Genomic DNA, 24,041 nt, shown 5'->3' with positions numbered 1-24,041 from the left:
ACAATCAATAGAGTTTGGTGGGTACGGCGACTATTGACTGTCCGACTATGTGCTAACGACTAAAATCAAGGTTTAGGAATAGTTTATGCAAATTAAGTGATATTTTTAATCCCAATCCAAACAAAATCTGAAACTCATTGGATTATGACGTGTTGAATTAGTTGTTGATTTGCAAAATCACTACAGCCAAAATCTGATTCCTTACCGAATGAAAAGTATTGTTTTTAAAGAAACGGGGAAGCCACAGCATATTCTTAGCGTCGCTGACATACCAGTTCCTGAACCAGGCCCCAATGAAGTTCGTGTAAAAGTAATTGCTGCTCCGATTAACCCGTCGGATATCATGTTCGTACAGAACTTGTATGGCATCCGTCCAAAATTACCTTCCGGTGCGGGATTCGAGGGTGTGGGTATTGTCGATGCGGTAGGCGAAGGTGTTCAGATGCGTACGGGGATGCGGGTGAGTTTTACGAGTATTGGCACCTGGTCGGAATACGCCATCGCGCATCATCGCAGCCTGATTCCCGTTCCAGATGCGATGTCAGACGATATAGCCGCGCAATTATTCGTGAATCCGTTTACCGCCTACGCTATGGTTCAGGATTCGAAAGTACTAGAAGGAGGTTGGCTGATGCTTACAGCAGCTGGGTCTGCATTTGGTAAATTGGTAATTCAATTGTGTAAAATGCGCGGGATCAAAACCATCGGGACGGTTCGGCGTGACGATCTCAATAGTGAATTAAAATCGCTAGGACTGACAGAAGTCGTTAATGTTGAAACTGAAAACCTAACGGCCCGCGTAAAACAAATTACAGACGGCAATGGCGTTGCCTGCATCCTGGATGCAGTGGGCGGGCATACAGCTACCGAAGCCTTAAAATGTCTTGGCAAAGGTGGAACCATGCTGATTTATGGCGTACTAAGCTTGCAAGACCCGGAAATTAATGCGGGATTAATGATTTTTAGAGGGTTGACTGTCAGAGGTTTCTGGCTTACAGAATGGATGTATCGAGTTGATAGCCAAACGCGGCAGGAAGTAGCCCAACAGGTGATTAGTTTATTGGCTTCTGGTACGATGCAATTGCCAGTTGAGGCCTCTTATTCGCTCAATCAAATCACTGAAGCGATTGACCATGCAGAGCGTCATGGCCGGTGGGGAAAAATTCTGATTAAACCTTGATCAAGATTTGTGGTTTTTGCTTTATGGTGATTGATTCAATGGATTTATGTCGTGCTAGCCCACTGTAAACCATAAACTGTAAATCGTCAACTGTAAATAACATAGGGTTCCTTATCTTTGAAACAATATCCGGTGAAACCAACACGTTTGTTCCTAGTAACGAATCCATTGGTCTAACCTCATCCACTTACCCGACTCGTTCGTATGCTCTTGCTTCAGGTTCCGGCTGTTGACACTACAGCTGCATCGCTGTCAGCCACAACGGCTGCTCAACCCCAATCGCTACAACTATTTGATCTGGTAGCTAAAGGCGGTTGGGTCATGATTCCCATTGCAATTCTATTTTTTGCTGCGCTCTATCTGATCTTTGAACGATTCTTTGTGATTCGTTCACAAACGAAAGCAGACCCCAATTTTATCGATAACATCCGCGATATGATTGCGCAGGGAAACATTCGATCGGCAGAGTCGTTTGCTAAAAATCAGCGTACGGCTATGGGACGGGTTTTCGAGAAAGCGATTGGCCGGATTGGTTCGCCCATTCGGGAAATCGAAAGCACCGTAGAAACGGTTGGGCAAATCGAACTGTCGCGACTGGAGCGTAATATGGGCTATCTTGGAATTATCGCCGGTATTGCGCCGATGATGGGTTTTATCGGAACCATTTCCGGTATCATCCGTATCTTCTACGACATCTCGTTATCTGACAACATTAGCGTCGGGATTATTGCCGGAGGTCTGTACGAAAAAATGATCACTTCGGGAGCTGGTCTGATCGTCGGGGTAATTGCTTACACAGGTTATCACCTGTTAAACATGATGATTGAGCGCTTTACATTAGCCCTCGAAATCAACGTATTCGAATTCATCGAAGTCCTCCAGAAACCAACCAACGAACCTGCAAGGGTAAGATAAATTTTAGTGATAAGTGATGAGTACTTATTTACACTCATCGTTCATCGCTCATCGTTTATAACTCCGCTATGAAACTCCGTCGAAAAAATAAGTTTGCTGCCGAAGTAGCGACCTCATCGCTGAACGACATCATGTTTTTTCTGCTGTTGTTCTTCTTAATTATTTCGACCGTAGCAAATCCGAACGTCATCAAACTGATGTTACCGAAAGCAGCATCGTCACAGCAGTTGAGTAAGAAGCAGGTAACGCTGTCGGTTGATGATAAGAAGCAATATTTTATCGACAAAAAGCCAGTTGATCCGGCCAATCTGGAATTGGAATTGAAAACGATTATGGCAGGTATTGCCGAGCCAACCGTTGTGGTGCGTTTTGATAAGAGTTTAACCGTTCAGGATTTGGTCGATGTGCTGCAAACAGGTGCGAAGCTGAACATCAAAATGGTGATGGCGACGTCGAAGTAAAACCGCTTCGTCGGCCCGGCAGGATTTATTTGATTTTATTGATTGCCAAGATTTTGAGCCGATACAGTTTTGTATCGGCTTTTTGTTGATTCTCTTTTTTGATGTGTTTTTGTCATTCTGAACGTAGTGAAGAATCTCAAAGTCACTTATGAGGAGCGCTCAAGATTCTTCCCTGTGGTCAGAATGACAAAAAAGCGATTTGATAGTATCGTTTGTAAAAAGGTTGAACAATTTCTGAGTAAATCAAAGTGGGCGAGTTTGTAGTTTATAGCACAAACGGAACCACTATGATTGCTGATTACACCGAAGCCTCGGTCTGCCGTGTGGATGATATGGCGGATGGCGAAATGAAACAAGTCCGCGTGGGCGATACCGACGTATTATTAGCTAAGGTTGATGGGCAATTTCACGCGCTTCATCCGCATTGTTCGCATTATCATGGTCCTTTGGTCGAAGGTGTATTGCATGGGCATCGATTGATTTGTCCCTGGCATAACGCCTGTTTTGATATTCGGGATGGTCATCGTCTCGAAGCGCCTGCATTAAACGGGTTGCCAACGCATGAAGTACGTGTTGAAAACGAGCAGGTATTTGTTCGTCTGACAACGAACAAGGAAAGTCTGGAAAATCCAATGTCGGCTCCTGAGGAAACTAACACAGATACGTACGTAATTATTGGAAGCGGAGGTGCCGCAGCGTTTGCCGCTGAAGCCATGCGTGAAGGTGGTTTTGCAGGTAAAATTCTGATGCTTACCGAAAGTAGCCAATCCCCTTATGACCGACCGAATTGTTCAAAAGAATACTTATCCGACGAAGCGCCTGACGAATGGATGCCACTTCGCACTGAAGAATTTTATAAAGATTATGGCATTGAGATTCGGACGGGACAACAGGTAAAATCGCTTGATCCAGCTATAAAACAGATCGAATTAGCCTCTGGCGAAATCATTGAGTATACGAAAGCGCTCGTATGTTCAGGTGGAAAACCGAATGCATTGCCAAATCTGAAAACGGATCTTAAAGGTGTATACGCGCTTCGAACATTACATGATAGTCAGCATTTGCGCGAATTGGGAAAGCAGGGCAAGCGCGTAGTGATTGTTGGTAGTTCGTTTATCGGGTTAGAAGGCGCTATGAGTCTACGCAAATTAGGTAGCGACGTGGATATAGTAGGCCCAGAAAATGTGCCGTTCGAGAAAATTCTGGGCGAAAAAATTGGTCGTGTTGTGCAGGGTTGGCATGAGAAAGAAGGCATTCGATTTCACCTCGGTCGTAAAGTAGATCATCTGGAAGGTAATGAGATTGTCGAAGCCGTCGTAATGGATAATGGCGAACGCATTCCGGCCGATTTTGTCCTACTGGGGTTGGGCGTAAAACCGCGTACTGATTTCCTGAAAGGCATTTCGCTGGAGAAAGATGGTGGGGTTAAAACCGATAGTAATCTAAAAATTACTGACGACCTGTATGCTGCTGGTGACATAGTTCACTATCCAATAGAAGGTGGTTTTCAGCGAATTGAGCACTGGAAAGTTGCCTGCCAGCAAGGACATGTTTCTGGATTAACGATGGCTGGTCAAGAGACGTCTTATGATTTACCGGCATTTTTCTGGAGTAATCAGCAAGGAAATCAAATCAATTACGTAGGCCACGCTACGAAAATCGACGAAATTATTTACGAAGGCGATCCAGAAAAAGACGATGCTTTTCTAGCCTTGTATGTTCAGGATGGGCAAATTAAAGCGGCTGCTGGATTCCAGCGCGATCAGGATATCATTGCCATTCGTGAGCTGATGCACGAAGGCCGACTGCCATCTGTAGAAGCGACTCGAAACGGCGTAAAATGGGTAGATGAATTGAAAAAAGCCTGATTCCGCCGAAACCTGTTTACCTTTGTCGCCTGACCGTACGAAACTTCGGTTTGGTTATGACGCATCAATTTATACTTAAAAAACCACTCGCTTTTTTCGACCTCGAAACCACGGGCATAAATATCGCCAAAGATCGCATCATTGATATCTGTATCATGAAGGCGCTACCAGGCGGTGAAATTGTCAGTAAAACCCAGCGCGTTAATCCGGGAATGCCCATTCCACTGGAGTCGAGCCTGATTCATGGCATTTACGACGACGATGTGAAGGATGCTCCTCCGTTCAAATCGGTTGCCCGGACATTGGCTCAATTTCTGGATGGCTGCGATCTGGCTGGTTTTAACTCCAATCGCTTTGACATTCCGCTGCTGGTTGAAGAATTTCTGCGGGCTGATGTGAATTTTGATGTAAAAAATCGTCGAATGGTGGATGCACAGCGCATTTTCCACCTGATGGAGCCCCGTAACCTCTCGGCTGCCTATAAATTTTACTGCAATAAAGAATTAATTGGCGCGCATGGTGCCGAAGCGGATACACTGGCAAGTCTGGAAGTCCTGAATGCACAGGTACAGCGCTATTTGGGTATGGTAGGCAGAACCGACGGTGGGCAGGATGTCGTGTTTGAGAACGACATGGATATGCTTCACAGCCTGACGGCCAATACGAACGTTGATCTGGCTGGCCGAATCATTCTGAACGATAAAGGAGAAGAAGTCTTTAATTTCGGCAAACACAAAGGCGTACCCGTTCTTGATGTGCTAAAAAAAGAACCCTCTTTTTTCGACTGGGTCCAAAAAGGCGAATTTTCATTGGATACCAAACGTCGGCTTACCGAAATCCGACTACGTATGTTGACTCATGTCAACGGGAAGAAATGAGGTAAAAATCAAATTAAAATAGGTATCGAATCTGGTCCTATTGCCACTTATTACGGCTACTTCATCTGTGTAACTATGCACCAATCCCGAATAATCTTTACATTTGCGATACTTTTTATTAACTGGTAAGCCATGCAACCCACGCAGGACGTCCTCATTCCAGAAGTTATTCAGCAAATACCGCTCACGTATTACCTGATTCTCAGTACAGCTCTCTTTGTTATCGGTATCATTGGTGTATTGACCCGGCGGAACGCGATCATTATTTTTATGTCTATTGAGTTGATGCTCAACGCCGTCAACTTATTACTCATCGCCTTTTCGTCGTACCGATCGGATTCTGCCGGACAAGTATTCGTCTTTTTCATTATGGCTGTTGCGGCCGCTGAAGTATCGGTCGGGCTGGCTATTATTGTGATGATTTATCGAAATACCCGATCCATCGACGTCGGACTGCTTAACAAACTGAAATGGTAAAACGAGTTTTCAGTCGATACCGGGCCGCCGGAGCGGTCGTTAGTCAATAGTGACTGACGAATTCTATCGACTGACGACTATCGACTATCGACCAATGAAAATAGAATTACTCTGTGCCTTAATCCCGCTGTTCCCACTTGTTGGCTTTTTGATCAACGGACTGGGCTTTCGTCGGGTACCAACAGGTTTGGTTGGCGTTGTTGCTACCGCAGCTGTACTCGCTTCCTTTCTGATTTCGATCTCCTTATTTCTTGGCTTCCAGGCTGAAGCTGGTCCACAAGTCGTTACCCTCTTCGACTGGATCAGCGTTGGCGATCTACACATCAATTTCTCGTTTCAGATCGACCAGTTATCATTGTTGATGCTGCTGGTCGTAACGGGCGTTGGGTCGTTGATTCACCTGTATAGCATTGGCTATATGCATCACGATGAAGGATTTGGCAAGTTCATGTCGTTCCTGAACCTGTTTATTTTCTTCATGTTGCTGCTGGTGATGGGGTCTAACTACGTCATCATGTTCATTGGCTGGGAAGGCGTAGGGCTTTGTTCGTACCTGCTCATCGGTTTCTGGAACAAGAATGTCAGTTACAACAATGCCGCCCGGAAAGCATTCGTCATGAACCGGATCGGAGATTTGGGCTTCCTGTTGGGCATATTCATGTTGATCAACACGTTTGGTAGCGTCGAATACCTCGATATTTTCAAACAGGCAACGAGCCTGGAAATGGGCGATAAAACGGTTTTGGCCATTACACTATTGTTATTTGTTGGCGCAATGGGTAAATCGGCGCAGATTCCATTGTATACCTGGTTACCCGATGCTATGGCTGGTCCAACGCCTGTATCGGCGCTGATTCACGCAGCAACGATGGTTACCGCCGGAATCTACATGGTCGTTCGATCGAATGTGTTATATACGCTCTCTCCATTGACCATCCAGATTATTGGCGGTATCGCGATTGCAACAGCGTTGTTAGCCGCTTCGATTGGGTTATTACAGAATGACATCAAAAAGGTTCTTGCGTATTCAACCGTTTCGCAGTTGGGCTACATGTTCCTTGGTTTGAGCGCCACAGCTTACACCGCGGGTATGTTCCACGTAATGACCCACGCGTTCTTTAAAGCGCTGCTGTTTCTGGGAGCGGGTAGTGTCATTCACGCGATGTCGGATGAGCAGGACATTCGCAAAATGGGTGGCTTGCGGAAAGCGTTACCGATTACGTTCACAACCTTTTTATTGGGTACCTGGGCTATTTCAGGTATTCCTCCTTTAGCCGGTTTCTTTTCAAAAGACGAAATTTTAGCGCACGTCTATGAGCATAGTAAACTGCTTTGGGGCTTGGGCGTTTTAGGTTCTGGTCTGACCTCTTTTTACATGTTCCGGTTATTATTCTTAACCTTCTTCGGCGAGTTCCGAGGAACGGAAGAACAAAAGCATCACCTGCATGAATCACCGCTAACAATGACGTTGCCTTTGATGATTCTTGCCGTTCTGTCAGTTCTTGGCGGAGCGTTGAATCTGCCGGGAGGGGGTTGGCTAACTCACTTTATGGAACCGCTTTTCGAAGGTTCGCGACAGGTAAATCCTGAAGCGTTTGCCGAAGGTGCAATTGATCATGGAACAGAGTATATGCTAATGGCTATCTCGTCGGGAGTTGCTTTAGTGTCGTTCGGTATTGCTTTTGTCATGTACATAAATCGTGGAGCCGTACCAGCGCCGGATACTACCGAGCGTTCTCTACCTGAACAAGTTATCTACAACAAATACTACGTCGATGAGCTGTATGAGACCATTATCGTTCGGCCAATTCGCGGATTGGGGGATGCGCTCTATAGCTTCGGGGAAGGGTTAATTGATGGCGTTGTGAACGGTGTTGCCTGGCTAGTTCGCCAAGCTTCGGCGCAGTTACGATTGCTGCAAAGCGGTTCAATCGGCTTTTACGTACTGGCAATGGTTGTAAGCATTGTGCTCATCTTTGCCTTCCGGTTCTTTATTCGATTTTAAGTAACTACGCGAATTCGTACTACATCGTCCATCGTAATTCGTAAATCGATATATGCTTACCTTATTACTGATTTTTTTTCCTGTCGCAGCGGCCTCCCTGATTTTGATAATTGGGGGAGAACGGATAAAACAGGTAGCCTTAATAGCTGCCCTGGTTGAATTAGCAATTGCTGGCTACGCTTTTTCCGCCTTCAAACCCGATGCAACATCGCAGTTCGGTTTTGATTATGCCTGGATTGGCTCATTAGGCATCCGGTTTAGTGCGGGGATCGATGGAATTAGCCTACTGTTAGTTCTTCTGACAGGCTTGCTGGTTCCGTTCATTGTCCTCTCGACATTTGACCGGACGTATAAAAATCCATCTACGTTCTACGCACTGATGCTGTATATGCAGGCGGCACTGATGGGCGTTTTTACCGCTCGCGACGGATTCTTGTTTTACCTCTTCTTCGAAGCTGCGCTGATTCCTATTTATTTCCTGGCTGCTATGTGGGGCGGAGAAAATCGGATTCCGGTTACGTTCAAATTCTTCGTTTATACCATTTTCGGTAGCTTGTTCATGCTGCTTGCACTAGTCTATCTGTATTACCAGACACCTGCCACGGTAACAGCTCCTCATTCGGCCGCTATCGCTGATTTCTACAAACTTAACCTAACTCCGCAAGCCGAAAATTGGCTGTTCTGGGCATTCTTTATTGCATTTGCCATTAAAATGCCTGTTTTCCCATTCCATACCTGGCAGCCAGATACCTATGTCGAATCGCCAACGCCCGCTACGATGCTGCTGGCCGGTATCATGCTGAAAATGGGGGTTTACGGATTGATTCGGTTTATCCTACCCATTACATCAGTTGGCGTTGAAAACTGGGGGCAAACGGCTGTTATTCTTTCCGTTATCGGTATCATTTACGGTTCGGTCATTGCCATTCGTCAGCGCGATATGAAACGTCTGATTGCCTATTCGTCGTTTTCACACGTTGGATTGATGGCGGCTGGCGTATTCTCGCAAACTGAAACAGGATTGCAGGGAGCGCTCGTTCAGATGCTGGCACACGGCATCAATGTCGTCGGCATGTTTTTCGTCGCTGATATTATTTTCAACCGCACCAATACGCGGCAACTTGACCAATTGGGCGGCATTACGCAGTCAACGCCAAAATTGACTGTCTTCTTCATGATCATGCTGTTAGGCAGTGTAGCGCTTCCGCTGACAAACGGTTTTGTTGGCGAATTCCTATTGCTTCATGGTGTCTTTACGTATAACAATTATCTAGGATTAGCCGCTGGTTTCACCATTATTTTCGGAGCCGTTTATATGCTTCGGATGTTCCAGAAAAGCATGTTTGGGCCGACTTCATCACGGACCGAATCCGTTGCCGATCTGACCAGTTCAGAGAGTTGGGTATTTATCCCACTGGTTGTAATGGTATTCTGGATTGGTGTTTACCCGCATACATTTTTAAAAGTAACCGAACCTGCTATAGCCAATCTGATGAAATACATCGGCACAACGGCAGTATCAATGAAATAATGTTTCAGGTTCCAAGTTTCATGTTTGACAAAAACCAACCTGAAACTTGAAACAATAAACTTTGAACAAAAAGAAATGCTTCCCATCGTCCTGTTATCGGTTTTTGGCATCGGACTCTTGTTCCTTGGCTTTTTGAAGTCGAAGAGTGTGCTATTACCCGCTGCACTGTTGTTCTTGCTTATCTCATTGGTTGTCAATTTCCTCGATTGGAACAAAACGTATCTATATTTCAACGATATGTTGCGAACCAATAATCTGGCGATGGTATTTACGGCCATTATGTTGGGATCGGCATTTATGGTGGTAGCGTTATCGAGTAATTTTCTGGAGGATGAAGCTGCTCAACCCGCTGAATATTACGCCCTTATTTTGTTCTCATTAGTAGGGGCCATTATGATGGTCAGCTTCGAGAATTTGATTATGCTGTTTGTTGGTGTTGAAATTTTATCCGTTGCCATGTACGTATTGACGGGAAGCGATAAGCGTAACCTTCGTTCCAATGAAGCTGCCTTGAAGTATTTTCTGATGGGCGCTTTTGCTACGGGCATCATGCTGTTCGGTATGGCCTTGCTCTATGGCGCAACAGGTTCGTTTACGATTGCGGGTATTGGCGGCTACGCAGCTCATCCCGAAACAGGTCTTTCACTCCTGCTGTACGTTGGTCTGTTAATGCTTTTAATTGGCTTACTATTTAAAGTCTCAGCGGCTCCTTTCCATTTCTGGACACCGGACGTTTATGATGGTGCACCAACCATTTTCACCGCCTTCATGTCGACGGTGGTAAAAACGGCTGGTTTTGCGGCCTTATTTCGGCTGCTTTCTGTTTCGTTTGGTGGTGTATATACGTTCTGGTGGACGATTCTGGCAATTATTACAGCACTAACTCTGATTGTTGGTAATATTACCGCCGTTTATCAAAGCAGTTTTAAGCGGATGATGGCATATTCCAGCATTTCGCACGCGGGTTATCTGCTGATTGGCTTAGCATCACTAGGAACACAAACAAAACAGGCAATTGTCTTTTATTCACTCGCTTATTCAGTAGCAACTATTGCGGCTTTCGGCGTATTGCTATTGGTAGCGCAACAGCGTAGTTCACAGACTCTTACCAGCGAAGGTGTAATCACTGAAAACTTTGATTCCTTCAACGGTCTTGCTCGGCAAAACCCGCTATTGGGCGTCGCGATGACTGTTTCGATGCTTTCTTTAGCGGGTATACCCTTAACGGCTGGTTTCTGGGGTAAATTTTATATGTTCTCAACGGCCGTTGAGCGTGGGCAAATCTGGCTGCTAGTTGTAGCTGTACTAATGTCTGCTGTAGGGATTTATTATTACTTTAAGGTTATTATCGCCATGTATTTTCGGGATGGCGGCTACGATGCCATTCGCGTGGCTCCATTTTATCGTTACGTATTATTAGCAGCTACTATTCTCACTTTGGGGCTGGGTATTGCACCAGGTCTTTTACAAGGTCTTTTCTAAATAAGCTTACAAAAGTTTAGAATCTGTAAGATATTTTCTTGTAACATATTGATAGTTAATGAATTATTGCGTATAGTTAATTAGTTGTCCACAGAATATTTCTTCCTCTTGTCTGACCATATGGTAAGTCAGCCTTACTGAGAGCATAGACATTTGGTCCGGAGTTTGTACTTTTGGATTTGCAAGATACGTACCCTTAATAAATCCAACTTTTCTTGTCCGGTCAACTAGTCAACGTGAGCAGAATCGAACAGCCCAAGTCTAAAAACGACAATAGTTTTTTCTCGTTCTTCCTGACGGCTCTGCTAGGTGCTTCTGTTAATTTCTTTAGCCAGATTCTTTACCGGAACTATTTTGGCTACTCGACCAGCGTTTTTCTCGGTTATCTGACTGCTACTGTTATTAGTTTTCTGCCAACCAAAAATTTCGCTTTTTCTGCTAAGCAAACGGGCAATACAGGCCGTGAAATGGTCAAGTTTGTCATTATTGCATTAGTTGCCTGGGGAGTTCAGGTAGGAGTTGCTGTAGCTACACTTGAATGGATCGCAAATCCTTTTTTTTCAAAAGTATCGCTCTGGTGGCGGGAGAAAATGTCCCACGTGGTGGGAATGGGATTTAGTTTCCTGGCCAATTACTTTGGTCATAAGCTCCTAACCTTTCGTAGTACAGGTTTTTACGATAGGATTCTTTCTAGAACTTCGAAAGAGAAGCAGGAGCAGATATGAATGAAATTCCCTATATAGTTCTATCCTGATTAGGATTTTTTAAATAAAAAACTCTCTTTCTGTATATTTACTTAGGTATTTATTGCATTCGATAGAAAAAAACTATATTTGCTCTCTAAAACCTAAAATAGCACTAACAGGACAATGAAAAAAGTATTCGCTTTATTATTCGTGGGCAGCATGTTGACTTTCGCAGCTTGCCAAAGCAAACCTAAAACAGAAGAAGCTGCTGCTGATTCAACAGCTACTATGTCGACTGACACCACCACGATGGCTACGGATTCGGCTTCTACGATGGCAGGTGATTCCGCTGCTGCTGATACCACGAAGAAATAAGCTTCTTCCTTCCAGCATTTAAAAAAGCCTTATTTTTATAAGGCTTTTTTGTTTTTACCGACTTTGACAGACGTATTCGCTACACACATTCCATCGGGCGCTTCCGACTACTGTCGGAAGCTTTGGCAGTATTATCGCTTTAACTTTAGAGTCACCAATCCACGTCGCACCCGGTTGGGCGACTTCCGCGTTTTGCCGGCCAATCAGACTCAGATTACGGTTAATAAAAATCTGAATCCTTACGCGTTCCTAATTACTTATATTCATGAAGTGGCTCACGCCGATGTACATTATCAGTATACACTTCTACGAAAAACCCGGCGGGCAAAACCGCACGGAAAATCCTGGCAAGTAGCGTTTCAGCGACTTATGCAGCCTTTGCTATCGGAAGCTATTTTTCCTGCTTCTGTTCTAACACCACTGAAGCAATATATGGCCAAACCAGCGGCCACAACCTATGCAAACCCAGTTCTGATGCTTGCATTACGACAGTTCGATGTGCAGGTATCGGAAGAAATTACTCAGAATCGGGTAATGCTTCAGGACGTGCTAGAAGGAGATGCATTTCGATTTGCACAAAAGACGTATGTGCGAGGTACGCTACGCCGGACTCGCGTCGTTTGTAAGGAAGTAGTTTCGGGAAGATCATACGCCATTCTGGCCCATGCCTGGGTAGAAATTGATGAAAAATAGACAAGGTATTATGAATCAGCGAAAATCAGTTCGATGGCAACTGATGGTAAGCTTCATTCTCCCCTTGTCGTTTTTATTTATTCATGCCAATGCTATAGCGCAATCAGTGCTTCGGCAAGGAACATGGGTAAAAATTGGTATTACGCAGTCGGGGGTGTATCGGCTAAGTCAGGCGCAACTAGTAAAAATCAATCCCGCTTTTTCAACGGCTGATCCCCGAACATTGCGATTGTATGGCAATGGAGGAGCTATGTTAGCCCAGGCGAATGCTGTTTCCCGACCGACTGATTTACTTGAAAATGCGATCCAGGTAACGGGTGAATCCGACGGTCGATTTGATACGGACGATGCGATCATGTTTTTTGGTCAAAGTCCACACGTCATTCGGTACGATTCAGTAGCCCGGCGTTTCACCCATCAACTGAATCTCTATTCCGATACAACGTTTTATTTTTTAACGATTGGTGCTACTCCTGGTTTGCGTATTGCTGATCGTGCTGCAGGCACTTTGTCGTCGCCAACCGTTACGACCTTTGATGATTATCAATTTCATGAGCTGGATCAGGTCAAACTTCCTTCGGTACGTTCCGGGCGCGAATGGCTGGGTGAATACCTGACAACCGACACGACAAAGACGATATCGTTTGATGTACCAGGCGCTGTTGCAGATGCACCAATACGAGCAACTGCATCGGTAGCAGCTGGAGCCATGGTAGCCACTCGATTCCAATTTAGGCTTAATAATCAATTAATTGGTACATCGTCAATACCTTCTGTATCAGGGTATGAATATGATTATCAGGCCGTTGAGGGGCGATTAGACACGCTTTTAGCAAAACTAACCACAACTACCAATCCTATTCAATTCGCGATTACGTTTCAGAAAAATGGCCTATATAGCGCACAGGGTTATTTGAATTCGCTGGGCCTGCTGATCCGCCGTGAACTTCGTCAATACGACCGGCCAACGTGGGTACGTCGGTTGGCGGCAGGCCAGTATTCTGTAAAACAAGCCAGTTCTAGTTTACGTGCCTGGGATATTACCAATCCAATTGTTCCAATTTCACAGGCTTATACCATTTCGGGGCAGGAAGCAGGCTGGATATCTTCTCAAATTCGAGATTATTTTTTGTTCACAGACTCGCAACTATTAACACCTGTATCAACGGCGTCTGTCGCGAATCAGGATTTACATACTCAATCTACACCTGATTTACTTATTGTTACACCTGCTACCTGGCGAGCGCAGGCCGAACGGTTAGCACAATTTCGACGCGATCATGATCAACTTTCGGTATTGGTCGTAACGACTCAGCAGGTATATAATGAATTCGGTTCTGGTCAGGCCGATCTGACAGCTATTCGAGATATGGCGCGTTACTTCTATCAGAAACAACCTTCTAAACTTCGATACCTACTCCTTTTCGGGGATGCGACCTACGATTATCGCAATATTGGTGGGCAAATCAGTTCGACTCAACTGGCCAATATGGTGCCTACCTATGAGAGCCGCGAGTCCTATCATCCTGTTTATAGCTATTCATCCGATGATTACTTTGGGTTCATGGATGCTAATGAAGGCGAATGGGCGGAAACTGTACAGGGCGATCATCTAATGGATATTGGTGTGGGTCGATTGCCAGTAAAATCTTTGGATGAAGCCCAAACGGTTGTTGACAAGCTTATTCGTTACAGTTCTGATCCGGCCTTGACCGGTGATTGGCAGACACGAACGCTGTTTGTTGCCGATGATGGAGACTATAACGAGCATCAGAAACACGCTGAATTACTCGCTAAAATGATTGAGAGCCAGCATCCAGCCTATCGGCCCGAACGTCTTTTTTTAGGAGATTATTTGCAGGAAAATACAGCCACTGGCCAAAAAGCGCCCGCTGTTAATCAGACTATTAACCAGGATATTGCGGATGGTAGGCTAATTATCAATTATAGCGGACATGGTGGCATAGCGGGTTTGGCCGAAGAGCAGATCGTGACGCTTCAGGATATTCTTTCCTGGAAAAATAGTCGTCTGCCTTTGTTTGTGACAGCTACCTGTCAGTTTGGTCGGTACGATGATCCGGGTATTACATCGGGTGCAGAGCTTACACTGTTGAGCCGGACAGGCGGAGGAATTGGGCTATTGACAACGACAAGACCTGTTTATTCAAATACCAATCTATTGCTGAATCAGGCATTTTATAATGCAGTTTTCACCCCAATCAATGGTCAGATGCCACGCCTGGGCGATATAATGCGTTTGACGAAAAATAATAGTTTAACAGGCTCCGTAAACCGGAATTTCACTCTTCTGGGCGATCCATCGATGCAATTAGCCTATCCAAAGGCGAAGGCAGTACTTACACAGGTGAATGGCAAAGCCATCTCAGCCACACGTATCGATACGCTCAAAGCGCTCCAGACGGTTGAGTTAACGGGTGAAATTCGGCAGCAGAACCAATCAGTAACCAACTTCACCGGTACCGTTCGAGTGTCGTTGTATGACAAAGCGGTGACTCAAACCACCCTTGGCAATGAATCGGATAGCCCGAAAATGAGCTATCAGGTATTTAAAAATCCAATTTTTATTGGTCAGGTACCAGTGCAACAAGGCAAATTCTCCTTACGCTTTACAATACCTAAAGATATTGATTACACAGTCGGTTGGGGGAAACTGTATTTGTATGCTGTGCGCGCCGATAGTTTGCTCGATGCAATGGGTAATTACGATAGCCTACGCGTAGGTGGCAGCGTTTTTGCTGATAGTATTGATACAACCCCGCCTACGGTGGCAATTACTGTTGTAGGGGGCCGTGTGGAAGGCGATATTGTTCATGTGGCAGGGCCGGACGTAACGCTGCAAATTAACTTAGCCGATAATCGGGGCATAAATATTGCCCGATCAGGCTTAGGTCATGAGCTAACGGCCCAGCTCGGAAGCCAATCTGTTGTTATTTTAAATGAATACTATATTGCTAATGGATCAACTGGACGTCAGGGGCAAGTGAAATACACCTTTCGGGATGTATCGCCAGGCACTTATACGATTCGGGTCAAAGCATGGGATATTAACAATAATTCGGTTGAGGGCACGTTGACCATAGTAGTTTCTGAACGGCCCGGTTTAGCATTGCGGACCTTCCGAGCTAGCCCTAACCCACTAATTGATCAAACAACATTAATGGCTGAACTGAATCGTTCGGGCGAGCCGCTTGACTGGACAGTAGGGGTATACGACCTGAATAGTCGATTACTACATCAGCAGGTAGGCCAGTGTACGAATTGCGATGCGATTGTCAATGTTGGCGCCTGGAGCGGTATGATGGATAATGGGCAACCAGCACCTAACGGACTTTATGTTGTCCGCCTTACCATTCGTTCGGCAGTTGATGGCACAACAGCACTTGGTACCGGACGAATAATAGTAACTAAATGATTTATCAGGACTTAAAATAATCTCATTTTTTCTAATCCAAGGATTCCTTGTAATTTTGACCGCACAGGGCTGCCATACTCACCATAATCAGTTGCTGTCGTTGACCAACATTCTTTCTATGAAGCGCAATTTTTTCCGTGTTCTTCTCGGCGTTTATAGTCTTTTCCCGTTCGTTGTTTCTGCCCAAGGCACCCTTAACGGCGCAACTCTTAATGTCCCCACTTCCTCCGTCCCGTTTCTGAATTTTACACCTGATGCGCGTTCTGGTGCGCTCGGCGATGCTGGCGTAGCTTTGGGTGATGCAGACGCTAGTGCTGTATTCTGGAATCCGGCAAAATTAGTCTTCGCAAAGCAGTCTAAAGGTGCTACGCTTTCCTATACGCCCTGGCTACGGAATCTGATTGGCGATATGTATTATACGTATCTGAGTGGATACTCGAAAGTAGGTAAAAACACAGCTATATCCGGTTCATTACTTTATTTCGATTTAGGTACGGTTGACTTTACAACGGCGCAAGGTGTTAGCATGGGCACATTCAATTCTCGTGAATATGCTATTACAGGGTCGATTACTCAACGACTTTCGGATCGGTTTTCGCTGGCCGCCAGTATTAAATACCTGAACTCAAACCTGGCAGCGGGCAGCAGTAGTCCGGGGCTTAAACCTGGTGCAACGGCAGCTGCTGATATTAGCGCCTATTATTATGATGAAGCACGCGACAACGCTACGGGCAAAGGGGTAGGCTGGGGATTCGGAGCCATGATCTCAAACTTAGGTGGGCGTCTTAATTATGGTGGCAGCCAGAGCTATTTCATTCCAACAAACTTCCGGATAGGAACAGGCATAACCTTGTTTGCTGACCAATACAACAAATTCAACTTTTTGGTCGATGCCAATAAACTAATGGTACCAACCCCAAATGTTGTGAACGGGGTCAATTTGAATGCGAATAAAGGATATTTCGAATCAGTATTTGGTTCGTTCGCCGATGCTCCCGGTGGATTTAGCGAAGAACTAAAAGAGATTACTCTGTCGACAGGTATAGAGTATTGGTATAACGATCAGTTTGCTGCCCGGGTTGGTTATTTCAACGAGTCCAACGAGAAAGGCGGCCGTAAATATGTGACGACCGGTATCGGACTTCGCTTACAGCAGCGATTTGGTGTTGATTTTTCATACCTGATTCCAATTAAACAGGGAAGCCCCTTGGCGGATACATTCCGGATTTCGCTGATCTTAAACTTCGCCAAAAGTGATCGAATTGGCGATGACGATGAAGCCCTAAACGACGATTCGAATTAACTAAAAGAGTAAAAGAGCGAAAGAGTGAAAGAGCGAGGGCTTAGCTGGTCAGTGCGTTCTTTCACTCTTTCGCTCTTTTACTCTTTCACTCTTTATATGACGCTCGATAGAACCCAATCTCCGCCTTTTCAGGCCATAAATGAAATACTGCTACCGGCTGTTCAATCACATCGATTGGATAATGGTATTCCACTGCATCTGATTGCGGTAGCGCATCAACCGGTCCTTCGATTAGAATGTGTTTTCGATGCTGGAACCTGGTATGAGCAAGTTCCGGGAAGCGCGTTCTTTGCCATGAAAATGCTATCGGAAGGGACAACGTCGCGTTCGTCAGCGCAGATTAGCGAATATGTGGACAGCTACGGAGCCTTTCTGGAGCTAAATACAGGACCAGACCGAGCGAGCATCGTTGTTTATTGCCTGACGAAATTCCTGCCGAACATATTACCTCTTCTGGCCGAAATTCTGACGGAGCCAACGTTTCCGCAGAAAGAACTGGAAGACCTACGCAATATTACGCTTCAGAATCTGCGGGTTAATTATGAGAAGAATGCTTATCTGGCGGGCGTTCTGTTTCGGGAGACGCTTTTTGGCGCAGAACACCCGTATGGCCGTAGTCAGAAACCTGCTTTTGTTGAGACAATCAGCCGCGACAATATCGTGAGCTTTTATGAACGAGTTATCCGAAATCGGCCATTTCAGATCATTCTGGCTGGACAGGCAGCCGAAAATGAAATCCTACTCATCAATCGAGCGCTCGGTCAATCAGCAATTCGGACCGATATTCTTCCTTCGTTTGCTGAGAATATAGCAGATAATAATACCCTTTCTGTGCTCTCCGAAAAGCCTGATAGTATCCAATCATCAATACGGCTAGGACGTCGATTATTTACGCGTTCGCATCCTGACTTTTTTGCAGTGTTGGTTGCGAATGAAGTGTTTGGCGGTTATTTCGGATCGCGATTGATGAAGAATATTCGCGAAGAAAAAGGCTTTACATACGGCATATCCTCGAATATGCCTTCCTTCCGTCATGATGGCTATTTCCTGATTGGTACGGATGTAAACAAAGAAAATACGCAGCAAACTTTAGACGAAATCCATAAGGAAATCAACATTCTCCAGACGGAGCCCGTATCAGATGACGAACTGGAAACGGTAAAAAATTACATGGCTGGCGAATTTGTTGGTTCGCTCAACACTCCATTCGAAATTGCGGATCGGTATAAAGTTATTTTGCTGGATGGCATGCCTGCTGATTTCCTAACGACCTACATTCAGAAGATCAGAGCGGTTACGTCTACTGATATTATGCAAATGGTAACACGTTATTTAGGATCTGATCGTTTGAGTGAAGTCATTGTCGGTGGAAAATGATATCTTTTTATAGCCTTTATTAACTTATCAAGCCATTTTTGTAGGATAAAAAGATTGACCGTTTAGTAACAATCCCGTAATTTTGGGGTTACACTCCTTTGTAGAGCTAGTCGTTTCGTTCGATTATTTCTCTATTCAAACTGTATACCTTTTTTCTTAATGAACGTCCTATTAATTAGCATCACCGCCGTAATCGCTTATTTTTTAGGTTCCATTCCCACTGCCGTCTGGTATGGACAAGGATTTTTTGGAATAGATATTCGCAAGTATGGAAGTGGAAACGCTGGGGCGACAAATACCTTTCGCGTATTAGGGAAAAGGGCTGGTACTATTGTGATGCTGGTGGACGTATTAAAAGGCTATACAGCGGCTATCATGTCAAATTTGCTTTGGTATGCTGATGTGATTACCGCCAACGAAATCCTGACGTTTAAAATCGTTTTTGGTCTGATCGCCGTAATTGGGCACCTCTATCCAATTTTCGCCAATTTTAAAGGCGGGAAGGGCGTCGCTACGTTGCTTGGTATGATGCTGGCGACGCATCCTGAAATGGCGTTAGTTTGCATCGGCGTTTTCCTTCTGGTGGTTATTGCCTCTCAATACGTATCGCTTGGGTCAATAACAGCTGCCCTGGCTTTTCCGGTACTTTTGCTGCTTCAGATATTTGGCCAGAAAGAAAATCCGATTTTAATTGTCTTTGGTTTCGTCATTTTTTTACTGGTTGTCGTCACGCACCAAAAGAATATTGGTCGGCTTCTGAGAGGAGAGGAGAACCGCACGGTACTCATCCGATTCCGCAAAAAGCCATAAGAATCATTTTCATAGAATAAATTGAAGCCCCGTCGGTGCGCGAAAAGTGCGTAACTTCGGGGCAAACTTTTTGGATGTATGATGTATGATATAGGAAGTTTGATGTACTGATAAGCTTAGTTGATCTATATTATACATCATGCATCATACACCCAGATATGACGACTTACCTCGAAGCCAACAAGCAGCGGTTCCTGGATGAATTGTTTGACTTACTACGTATTCCTTCGGTGTCTGCTGATTCTGCTTTCAAAGGCGATGTTCGCCGAGCCGCAGAATTTATTAAAGATAAACTGACTGCTGCCGGATTAGATAACGCTGCTTTATTTGAAACGCCGGGCCATCCAGTTGTTTATGCGGAAAAAATAATTGACCCGGCAAAGCCGACGGTATTAGTATATGGTCATTACGATGTCCAGCCTGCTGATCCTTACGAACTGTGGCACACTCCTCCCTTTGAACCAACCATTCGCAACGAACGGATTTACGCACGTGGAGCCTGTGACGATAAAGGTCAATTCTACATGCATATCAAAGCCATCGAAGCGATGGTGGCAACGGATGGTCTTCCCTGTAACGTGAAAGTGATGATCGAAGGCGAAGAAGAAGTTGGCTCGGATCATCTCGGAACATTCGTTGTAGAAAACCGTGATATGCTCAAAGCCGATGTCATTTTGATTTCGGATACGAGCATCATTTCAAACGAAACGCCTTCGCTGGAAATGGGTTTGCGTGGACTTTCGTATGTAGAAGTTCAGGTAACGGGCGCTAACCGCGATCTGCATTCAGGTGTTTACGGGGGCGGAGTCGCGAACCCGATTAACGTGTTGGCCCAAATGATTGCCTCTTTACACGATGAAGATGGGAAAGTGAACATCCCCGGTTTTTACGATAAAGTAGTGGAATTGAGCGATAGCGAACGCGCTGAATTGGCCAAAGCGCCATTTGACCTGGAAGAATACAAACGTGATTTGGGCATCAACGAGGTAATGGGTGAAACTGGCTATTCGACCAACGAACGCACTTCGATTCGTCCGACACTGGATGTGAATGGTATCTGGGGAGGCTATACGGGTGAAGGCGCTAAAACGGTGTTGCCTTCTAAAGCATCGGCTAAAATCAGCATGCGGTTAGTGCCAAATCAGACGCCGGATGAGATTACGGAGCTGTTCACTAATCATTTTAAATCCATAGCGCCAGCCGGTGTAACAGTTACCGTAACACCGCATCACGGCGGCATGCCGTATGTAACACCTGTTGATTCTATCGAGTTTGAAGCCGCTAGCAAGGCTTTTGAGGATGCCTGGGGTAAGAAACCCATTCCAACGCGCGGGGGCGGTAGTATCCCTATTACGGCTTTATTCGAAAAAGAACTCGGTATTAAGTCGATTCTGATGGGATTTGGGCTAGATGCTGATGCGTTGCATTCGCCTAACGAAAGTTACGGTTTGTTCAATTTTTACAAAGGAATTGAAACGATTCCCTATTTCTATAAACATTATACTGAGCTTAAACAGTAATTGCACGTCCGTAATTTGTGGTATCTACTGCATTAATCCACCTTTCTTCAATGAAAAAAACGCTGTTGATTCTTTTGTTGAGCTGTTTCACAATAATGTGGGCTTCAGCTCAGCAAACACCAACAACTCCACCTGCTCGGGTATTAACCCCAGCTGAGCAAAAACAGAAAGAAAAAATAGAGCGCGAAATTCAGCGAGAGCGACAAATTCGGGCCGAGTGGGCGCAAAAACAGCGAGAGTATGAAGCGAAACAGGCTGAAAAAGAACGATTAAAGCAAGCTAAAAAAGCAGCCAAAGAACAGCCTACCCCATCAACACCGGCACCTGCTGCTCCAACGCCGACGCCAACTGTCAGTCAGCCAGCCGAATCGGCTCCTGTAGTTGTTGAACCTAAAAAGGAGAAAAAGGAAAAACGTAAGAAGGAGAAAGTTCAGGAAGCGCCTGTTCGCCAGATGATAGAGCCAACATCGGAGCAACCGCCCAAAACCAAAGCTCCTGAACCAACGCCACCAGCTACGGATGCTTCACAAACAGTAGCACCTGTTTCGTCACCTCCCGCGCCCGTTGAAACGAAAGCTGAGAAAGTGCAACGGCCTAAGCGGGAAAAAAAGGCTAAGCCTGCTGCCCCACCAGTCGATTCAGCCGCTATGGTTTCGGGAAGTACTGAGCCAAGCGTTATTCGGGCGAAACGGGAATTTCTACCCAAAGGACATTTGTTCGAGCCTATATTGCTTGATCCTCTGGAAGCGCAGACATATGGTAGTGTTTTGCCGGCTTATTGGACAGAAGGAAAGCAGTATGCCGGTAGTATTGTACCGTTTGCGTTTGGTTTTGCGAAGCCTTTTTACCGCCATTCAAGCGCGTCAGACCGAGCTGAAGAATGGGTACTGGATTTAGCATCGTTTACGCAATTTGAAGCGTTTCATGACCCTGTGGCTAATAAAGCGCGCAGACGAATCATGAATAACGATTACAAAATCAGTATTATTTATAACATTCGTCGTGGAGAAAATAATTACCGGATTCGGGTCTATCACCTATCCTCGCACTTGGGTGACGACTATATTTTCAGAAACCAAATAACAGCACCTTCACCTAATTCGGTCAATTACGAGCTGCTGGATTTTACGTATAGTCGAAATGTAGAAAATTGGCGTTTGTACGGCGGAGCTGGTATTGTTTTACGGAAAACGGAAGAGCGAAAGCCGATCAGCGCTCAATTGGGGGCTTTCTATAAAAAACCATCGACTAGAGCAGCGCGATTAGTGGGTGGTGTCGATATTAAGTTCTGGCAGCAAACCGATTTCCGACCAGGTATTCACGGAGGAGTTGGTATTGAGTTAGGTCGAACGCAGAATAATCTGACTTTTTTGCTAGAAGGCTATTCAGGTTTCCGTCCGTACAGCCAGTATGAAGATCAGCAAACATCCTGGATAGGACTTGGCCTATACCTGAACCCATTTTGATGTATGATATAGAAAGATTGACTATTATACTTCATACATCGAACCTGGTTAAACTTTTATTCGAGAGTAGTTTTTGTCCTTCCGACGCAGGAAAAATCTCAACGTATCCTTGCTTGTGAGTGATGATATCTCAAGATTACTTCTACCTCAGAAGGACAAGGACACGCATTCGCAACGTTTTTTCGAAAGTTTAAACAGGTTCATCATATATCGCATACCCTACAATGAACTTATCAGCATTAACGGCCATTTCGCCAGTCGACGGGCGGTACCGGACACAGGTTGAGGCTCTGGCTCCTTATTTTTCAGAATTAGGCCTGATTCACTACCGGGTCCGGATCGAGATCGAGTATTTTATTGCGCTCTGCGAATGGCCAATTCCTCAATTATCTGGTGTTGAACCGTCACAGTTTCCGGCGCTTCGAGCCTTGTATGAGAATTTTTCGGAAACTGATGCGTTGCGAATCAAGGAAATCGAAAAAACGACCAATCACGACGTAAAAGCAGTTGAGTATTTTATTAAAGAAAAGCTAAAAGGATCACCTGTTGAGCCGTTTCTGGAATTTGTGCATTTTGGTCTGACCTCACAGGATATTAACAACACAGCTATTCCGCTTTCGCTGAGCGATGCCTGTAATACCGAAATAAAGCCACTGTACGAGCAAGTTTTTATGCGCTTGCAGGAGTTGGCTGAGCAATGGAAAGGTGTTCCCATGTTGGCGCGGACGCACGGCCAACCGGCATCCCCAACTCGTTTGGGGAAGGAGTTATTAGTATTCGTTGAACGAATTGAGAAACAATTACTTCTGTTATCTGACATTCCAACAGCTGCCAAATTTGGCGGAGCGACAGGTAATTTTAATGCCCACGCCGTTGCCTATCCTAACGAGGATTGGAAAAAGTTCGGCGATAAATTTGTTGAGAGTCTCGGCATGGTACGTAGCCAGTTTACGACTCAAATTGAGCATTACGACATGCTGGCAGCTACACTTGATGCCTATAAACGTCTGAATACCATTCTAATTGATTTAGATCGAGATATCTGGACGTACGTATCCATGAATTATTTCAAGCAGAAGCTAAAGGCAGGCGAAGTGGGTTCGTCGGCTATGCCGCATAAAGTAAATCCTATCGATTTCGAGAATTCGGAAGGTAATTTGGGGATTGCCAATGCGCTATTTGAACATCTGTCAGCGAAATTGCCTATCTCTCGATTACAGCGTGACCTAACCGATTCAACAGTTTTGCGAAGTATCGGCGTTCCGTTTGCTCATTCAGTAATTGCTCTAAAATCGCTACTGAAAGGATTAAATAAACTCGAATTGAATCCAGCCGCCATCCAGGCTGATCTCGAGGACAATTGGGCCGTTGTAGCAGAAGGCATTCAAACCATTCTCCGTCGTGAGGGCTATCCAGAACCCTATGAAGCACTAAAAGCGCTGACACGTACGAATCAAAAAATTACGGCTGAGACGATCCAACAATTTATTGATGAGCTGAATGTATCGGATGCAGTTAAAACTGAACTTCGGGCAATTACGCCGTTTAGCTATACAGGTATATAGATCATTTAAGCCAGGC

19 protein-coding genes are annotated in these 24,041 nt (G+C 45.2%); all 19 read left to right on the top strand.

What is annotated here, in order from left to right; translation table 11 throughout:
- Nucleotides 1-208 precede the first annotated feature (208 nt).
- Nucleotides 209-1,180, top strand: a complete 972-nt coding sequence (locus ACYVE4_RS17655) for a zinc-dependent alcohol dehydrogenase family protein (protein WP_461041501.1) — start codon at nt 209-211, stop codon at nt 1,178-1,180.
- Nucleotides 1,181-1,384: 204 nt separating this feature from the next.
- A complete protein-coding gene (locus tag ACYVE4_RS17650; protein ID WP_461041500.1) occupies nt 1,385-2,095 on the top strand; it encodes a MotA/TolQ/ExbB proton channel family protein in 711 nt (236 codons plus the stop codon).
- A gap of 68 nt (nt 2,096-2,163) precedes the next feature.
- Entirely contained in the window at nt 2,164-2,556 is a 393-nt protein-coding gene (locus tag ACYVE4_RS17645) for an ExbD/TolR family protein (RefSeq protein WP_461041499.1), read from the top strand.
- Between the two features lie 287 nt (nt 2,557-2,843).
- Nucleotides 2,844-4,424 (top strand): FAD-dependent oxidoreductase, encoded by a 1,581-nt coding sequence (locus ACYVE4_RS17640; RefSeq protein WP_461041498.1) that lies wholly within the window; start codon nt 2,844-2,846, stop codon nt 4,422-4,424.
- Between the two features lie 56 nt (nt 4,425-4,480).
- A complete protein-coding gene (locus tag ACYVE4_RS17635) occupies nt 4,481-5,302 on the top strand; it encodes an exonuclease domain-containing protein (protein WP_461041497.1) in 822 nt (273 codons plus the stop codon).
- A 132-nt stretch (nt 5,303-5,434) separates the two neighbouring features.
- On the top strand, nt 5,435-5,779 hold the full coding sequence (nuoK, locus tag ACYVE4_RS17630; protein WP_020597411.1) for an NADH-quinone oxidoreductase subunit NuoK: 345 nt from the start codon (nt 5,435-5,437) through the stop codon (nt 5,777-5,779).
- A 94-nt stretch (nt 5,780-5,873) separates the two neighbouring features.
- Entirely contained in the window at nt 5,874-7,784 is a 1,911-nt protein-coding gene (gene nuoL, locus ACYVE4_RS17625; protein WP_461041496.1) for an NADH-quinone oxidoreductase subunit L, read from the top strand.
- Between the two features lie 52 nt (nt 7,785-7,836).
- Nucleotides 7,837-9,315: a complex I subunit 4 family protein gene (locus ACYVE4_RS17620; RefSeq protein WP_461041495.1), complete on the top strand. Its 1,479-nt coding sequence runs from the start codon at nt 7,837-7,839 to the stop codon at nt 9,313-9,315.
- 75 nt (nt 9,316-9,390) lie between these two features.
- Nucleotides 9,391-10,797, top strand: coding sequence for an NADH-quinone oxidoreductase subunit N (locus tag ACYVE4_RS17615; protein WP_461041494.1), 1,407 nt, complete (start codon nt 9,391-9,393; stop codon nt 10,795-10,797).
- Nucleotides 10,798-11,033: 236 nt separating this feature from the next.
- Nucleotides 11,034-11,522 (top strand): GtrA family protein, encoded by a 489-nt coding sequence (locus ACYVE4_RS17610; protein WP_461041493.1) that lies wholly within the window; start codon nt 11,034-11,036, stop codon nt 11,520-11,522.
- A 144-nt stretch (nt 11,523-11,666) separates the two neighbouring features.
- Nucleotides 11,667-11,858, top strand: coding sequence for a hypothetical protein (locus tag ACYVE4_RS17605; RefSeq protein ID WP_461041492.1), 192 nt, complete (start codon nt 11,667-11,669; stop codon nt 11,856-11,858).
- Between the two features lie 63 nt (nt 11,859-11,921).
- The gene (locus ACYVE4_RS17600; protein WP_461041491.1) at nt 11,922-12,551 is read left to right on the top strand and encodes a sprT domain-containing protein; all 630 of its coding nucleotides are present in this window, start codon (nt 11,922-11,924) and stop codon (nt 12,549-12,551) included.
- A 10-nt stretch (nt 12,552-12,561) separates the two neighbouring features.
- Entirely contained in the window at nt 12,562-15,984 is a 3,423-nt protein-coding gene (porU, locus tag ACYVE4_RS17595) for a type IX secretion system sortase PorU (RefSeq protein WP_461041490.1), read from the top strand.
- Between the two features lie 118 nt (nt 15,985-16,102).
- Entirely contained in the window at nt 16,103-17,287 is a 1,185-nt protein-coding gene (gene porV / locus ACYVE4_RS17590; protein ID WP_461041489.1) for a type IX secretion system outer membrane channel protein PorV, read from the top strand.
- A 96-nt stretch (nt 17,288-17,383) separates the two neighbouring features.
- On the top strand, nt 17,384-18,664 hold the full coding sequence (locus ACYVE4_RS17585) for a M16 family metallopeptidase (RefSeq protein WP_461041488.1): 1,281 nt from the start codon (nt 17,384-17,386) through the stop codon (nt 18,662-18,664).
- Nucleotides 18,665-18,823: 159 nt separating this feature from the next.
- Nucleotides 18,824-19,474 carry a glycerol-3-phosphate 1-O-acyltransferase PlsY gene (gene plsY / locus ACYVE4_RS17580; RefSeq protein WP_461041487.1) on the top strand — a complete coding sequence of 217 codons (651 nt, stop codon included), beginning with the start codon at nt 18,824-18,826 and terminating at the stop codon, nt 19,472-19,474.
- Nucleotides 19,475-19,632: 158 nt separating this feature from the next.
- Nucleotides 19,633-20,994 carry a dipeptidase gene (locus ACYVE4_RS17575; protein WP_461041485.1) on the top strand — a complete coding sequence of 454 codons (1,362 nt, stop codon included), beginning with the start codon at nt 19,633-19,635 and terminating at the stop codon, nt 20,992-20,994.
- Nucleotides 20,995-21,044: 50 nt separating this feature from the next.
- Complete coding sequence (locus tag ACYVE4_RS17570; RefSeq protein WP_461041484.1) at nt 21,045-22,460, top strand: DUF1207 domain-containing protein; 1,416 nt, start codon at nt 21,045-21,047, stop codon at nt 22,458-22,460.
- 224 nt (nt 22,461-22,684) lie between these two features.
- Nucleotides 22,685-24,025: an adenylosuccinate lyase gene (gene purB / locus ACYVE4_RS17565; RefSeq protein WP_461041483.1), complete on the top strand. Its 1,341-nt coding sequence runs from the start codon at nt 22,685-22,687 to the stop codon at nt 24,023-24,025.
- Nucleotides 24,026-24,041: the final 16 nt, after the last annotated feature.

The sequence above is a fragment of the Spirosoma harenae genome, assembly GCF_054776975.1.
Note: the sequence above shows the minus strand (reverse complement) of the source record. Positions and strands in the feature narration are given on the sequence as shown.

What these genes read in the sequence shown, in the direction of transcription:
- ACYVE4_RS17635 (WP_461041497.1), top strand. Translation starts at nt 4,481, where the DNA reads ATGACGCATCAATTTATACTTAAAAAACCACTCGCTTTTTTCGACCTC.
- porU (WP_461041490.1), top strand. Translation starts at nt 12,562, where the DNA reads ATGAATCAGCGAAAATCAGTTCGATGGCAACTGATGGTAAGCTTCATT.
- nuoK (WP_020597411.1), top strand. Translation starts at nt 5,435, where the DNA reads ATGCAACCCACGCAGGACGTCCTCATTCCAGAAGTTATTCAGCAAATA.
- plsY (WP_461041487.1), top strand. Translation starts at nt 18,824, where the DNA reads ATGAACGTCCTATTAATTAGCATCACCGCCGTAATCGCTTATTTTTTA.
- nuoL (WP_461041496.1), top strand. Translation starts at nt 5,874, where the DNA reads ATGAAAATAGAATTACTCTGTGCCTTAATCCCGCTGTTCCCACTTGTT.
- ACYVE4_RS17620 (WP_461041495.1), top strand. Translation starts at nt 7,837, where the DNA reads ATGCTTACCTTATTACTGATTTTTTTTCCTGTCGCAGCGGCCTCCCTG.
- purB (WP_461041483.1), top strand. Translation starts at nt 22,685, where the DNA reads ATGAACTTATCAGCATTAACGGCCATTTCGCCAGTCGACGGGCGGTAC.
- porV (WP_461041489.1), top strand. Translation starts at nt 16,103, where the DNA reads ATGAAGCGCAATTTTTTCCGTGTTCTTCTCGGCGTTTATAGTCTTTTC.
- ACYVE4_RS17575 (WP_461041485.1), top strand. Translation starts at nt 19,633, where the DNA reads ATGACGACTTACCTCGAAGCCAACAAGCAGCGGTTCCTGGATGAATTG.
- ACYVE4_RS17650 (WP_461041500.1), top strand. Translation starts at nt 1,385, where the DNA reads ATGCTCTTGCTTCAGGTTCCGGCTGTTGACACTACAGCTGCATCGCTG.
- ACYVE4_RS17615 (WP_461041494.1), top strand. Translation starts at nt 9,391, where the DNA reads ATGCTTCCCATCGTCCTGTTATCGGTTTTTGGCATCGGACTCTTGTTC.
- ACYVE4_RS17645 (WP_461041499.1), top strand. Translation starts at nt 2,164, where the DNA reads ATGAAACTCCGTCGAAAAAATAAGTTTGCTGCCGAAGTAGCGACCTCA.
- ACYVE4_RS17655 (WP_461041501.1), top strand. Translation starts at nt 209, where the DNA reads ATGAAAAGTATTGTTTTTAAAGAAACGGGGAAGCCACAGCATATTCTT.
- ACYVE4_RS17605 (WP_461041492.1), top strand. Translation starts at nt 11,667, where the DNA reads ATGAAAAAAGTATTCGCTTTATTATTCGTGGGCAGCATGTTGACTTTC.
- ACYVE4_RS17585 (WP_461041488.1), top strand. Translation starts at nt 17,384, where the DNA reads ATGACGCTCGATAGAACCCAATCTCCGCCTTTTCAGGCCATAAATGAA.
- ACYVE4_RS17640 (WP_461041498.1), top strand. Translation starts at nt 2,844, where the DNA reads ATGATTGCTGATTACACCGAAGCCTCGGTCTGCCGTGTGGATGATATG.
- ACYVE4_RS17570 (WP_461041484.1), top strand. Translation starts at nt 21,045, where the DNA reads ATGAAAAAAACGCTGTTGATTCTTTTGTTGAGCTGTTTCACAATAATG.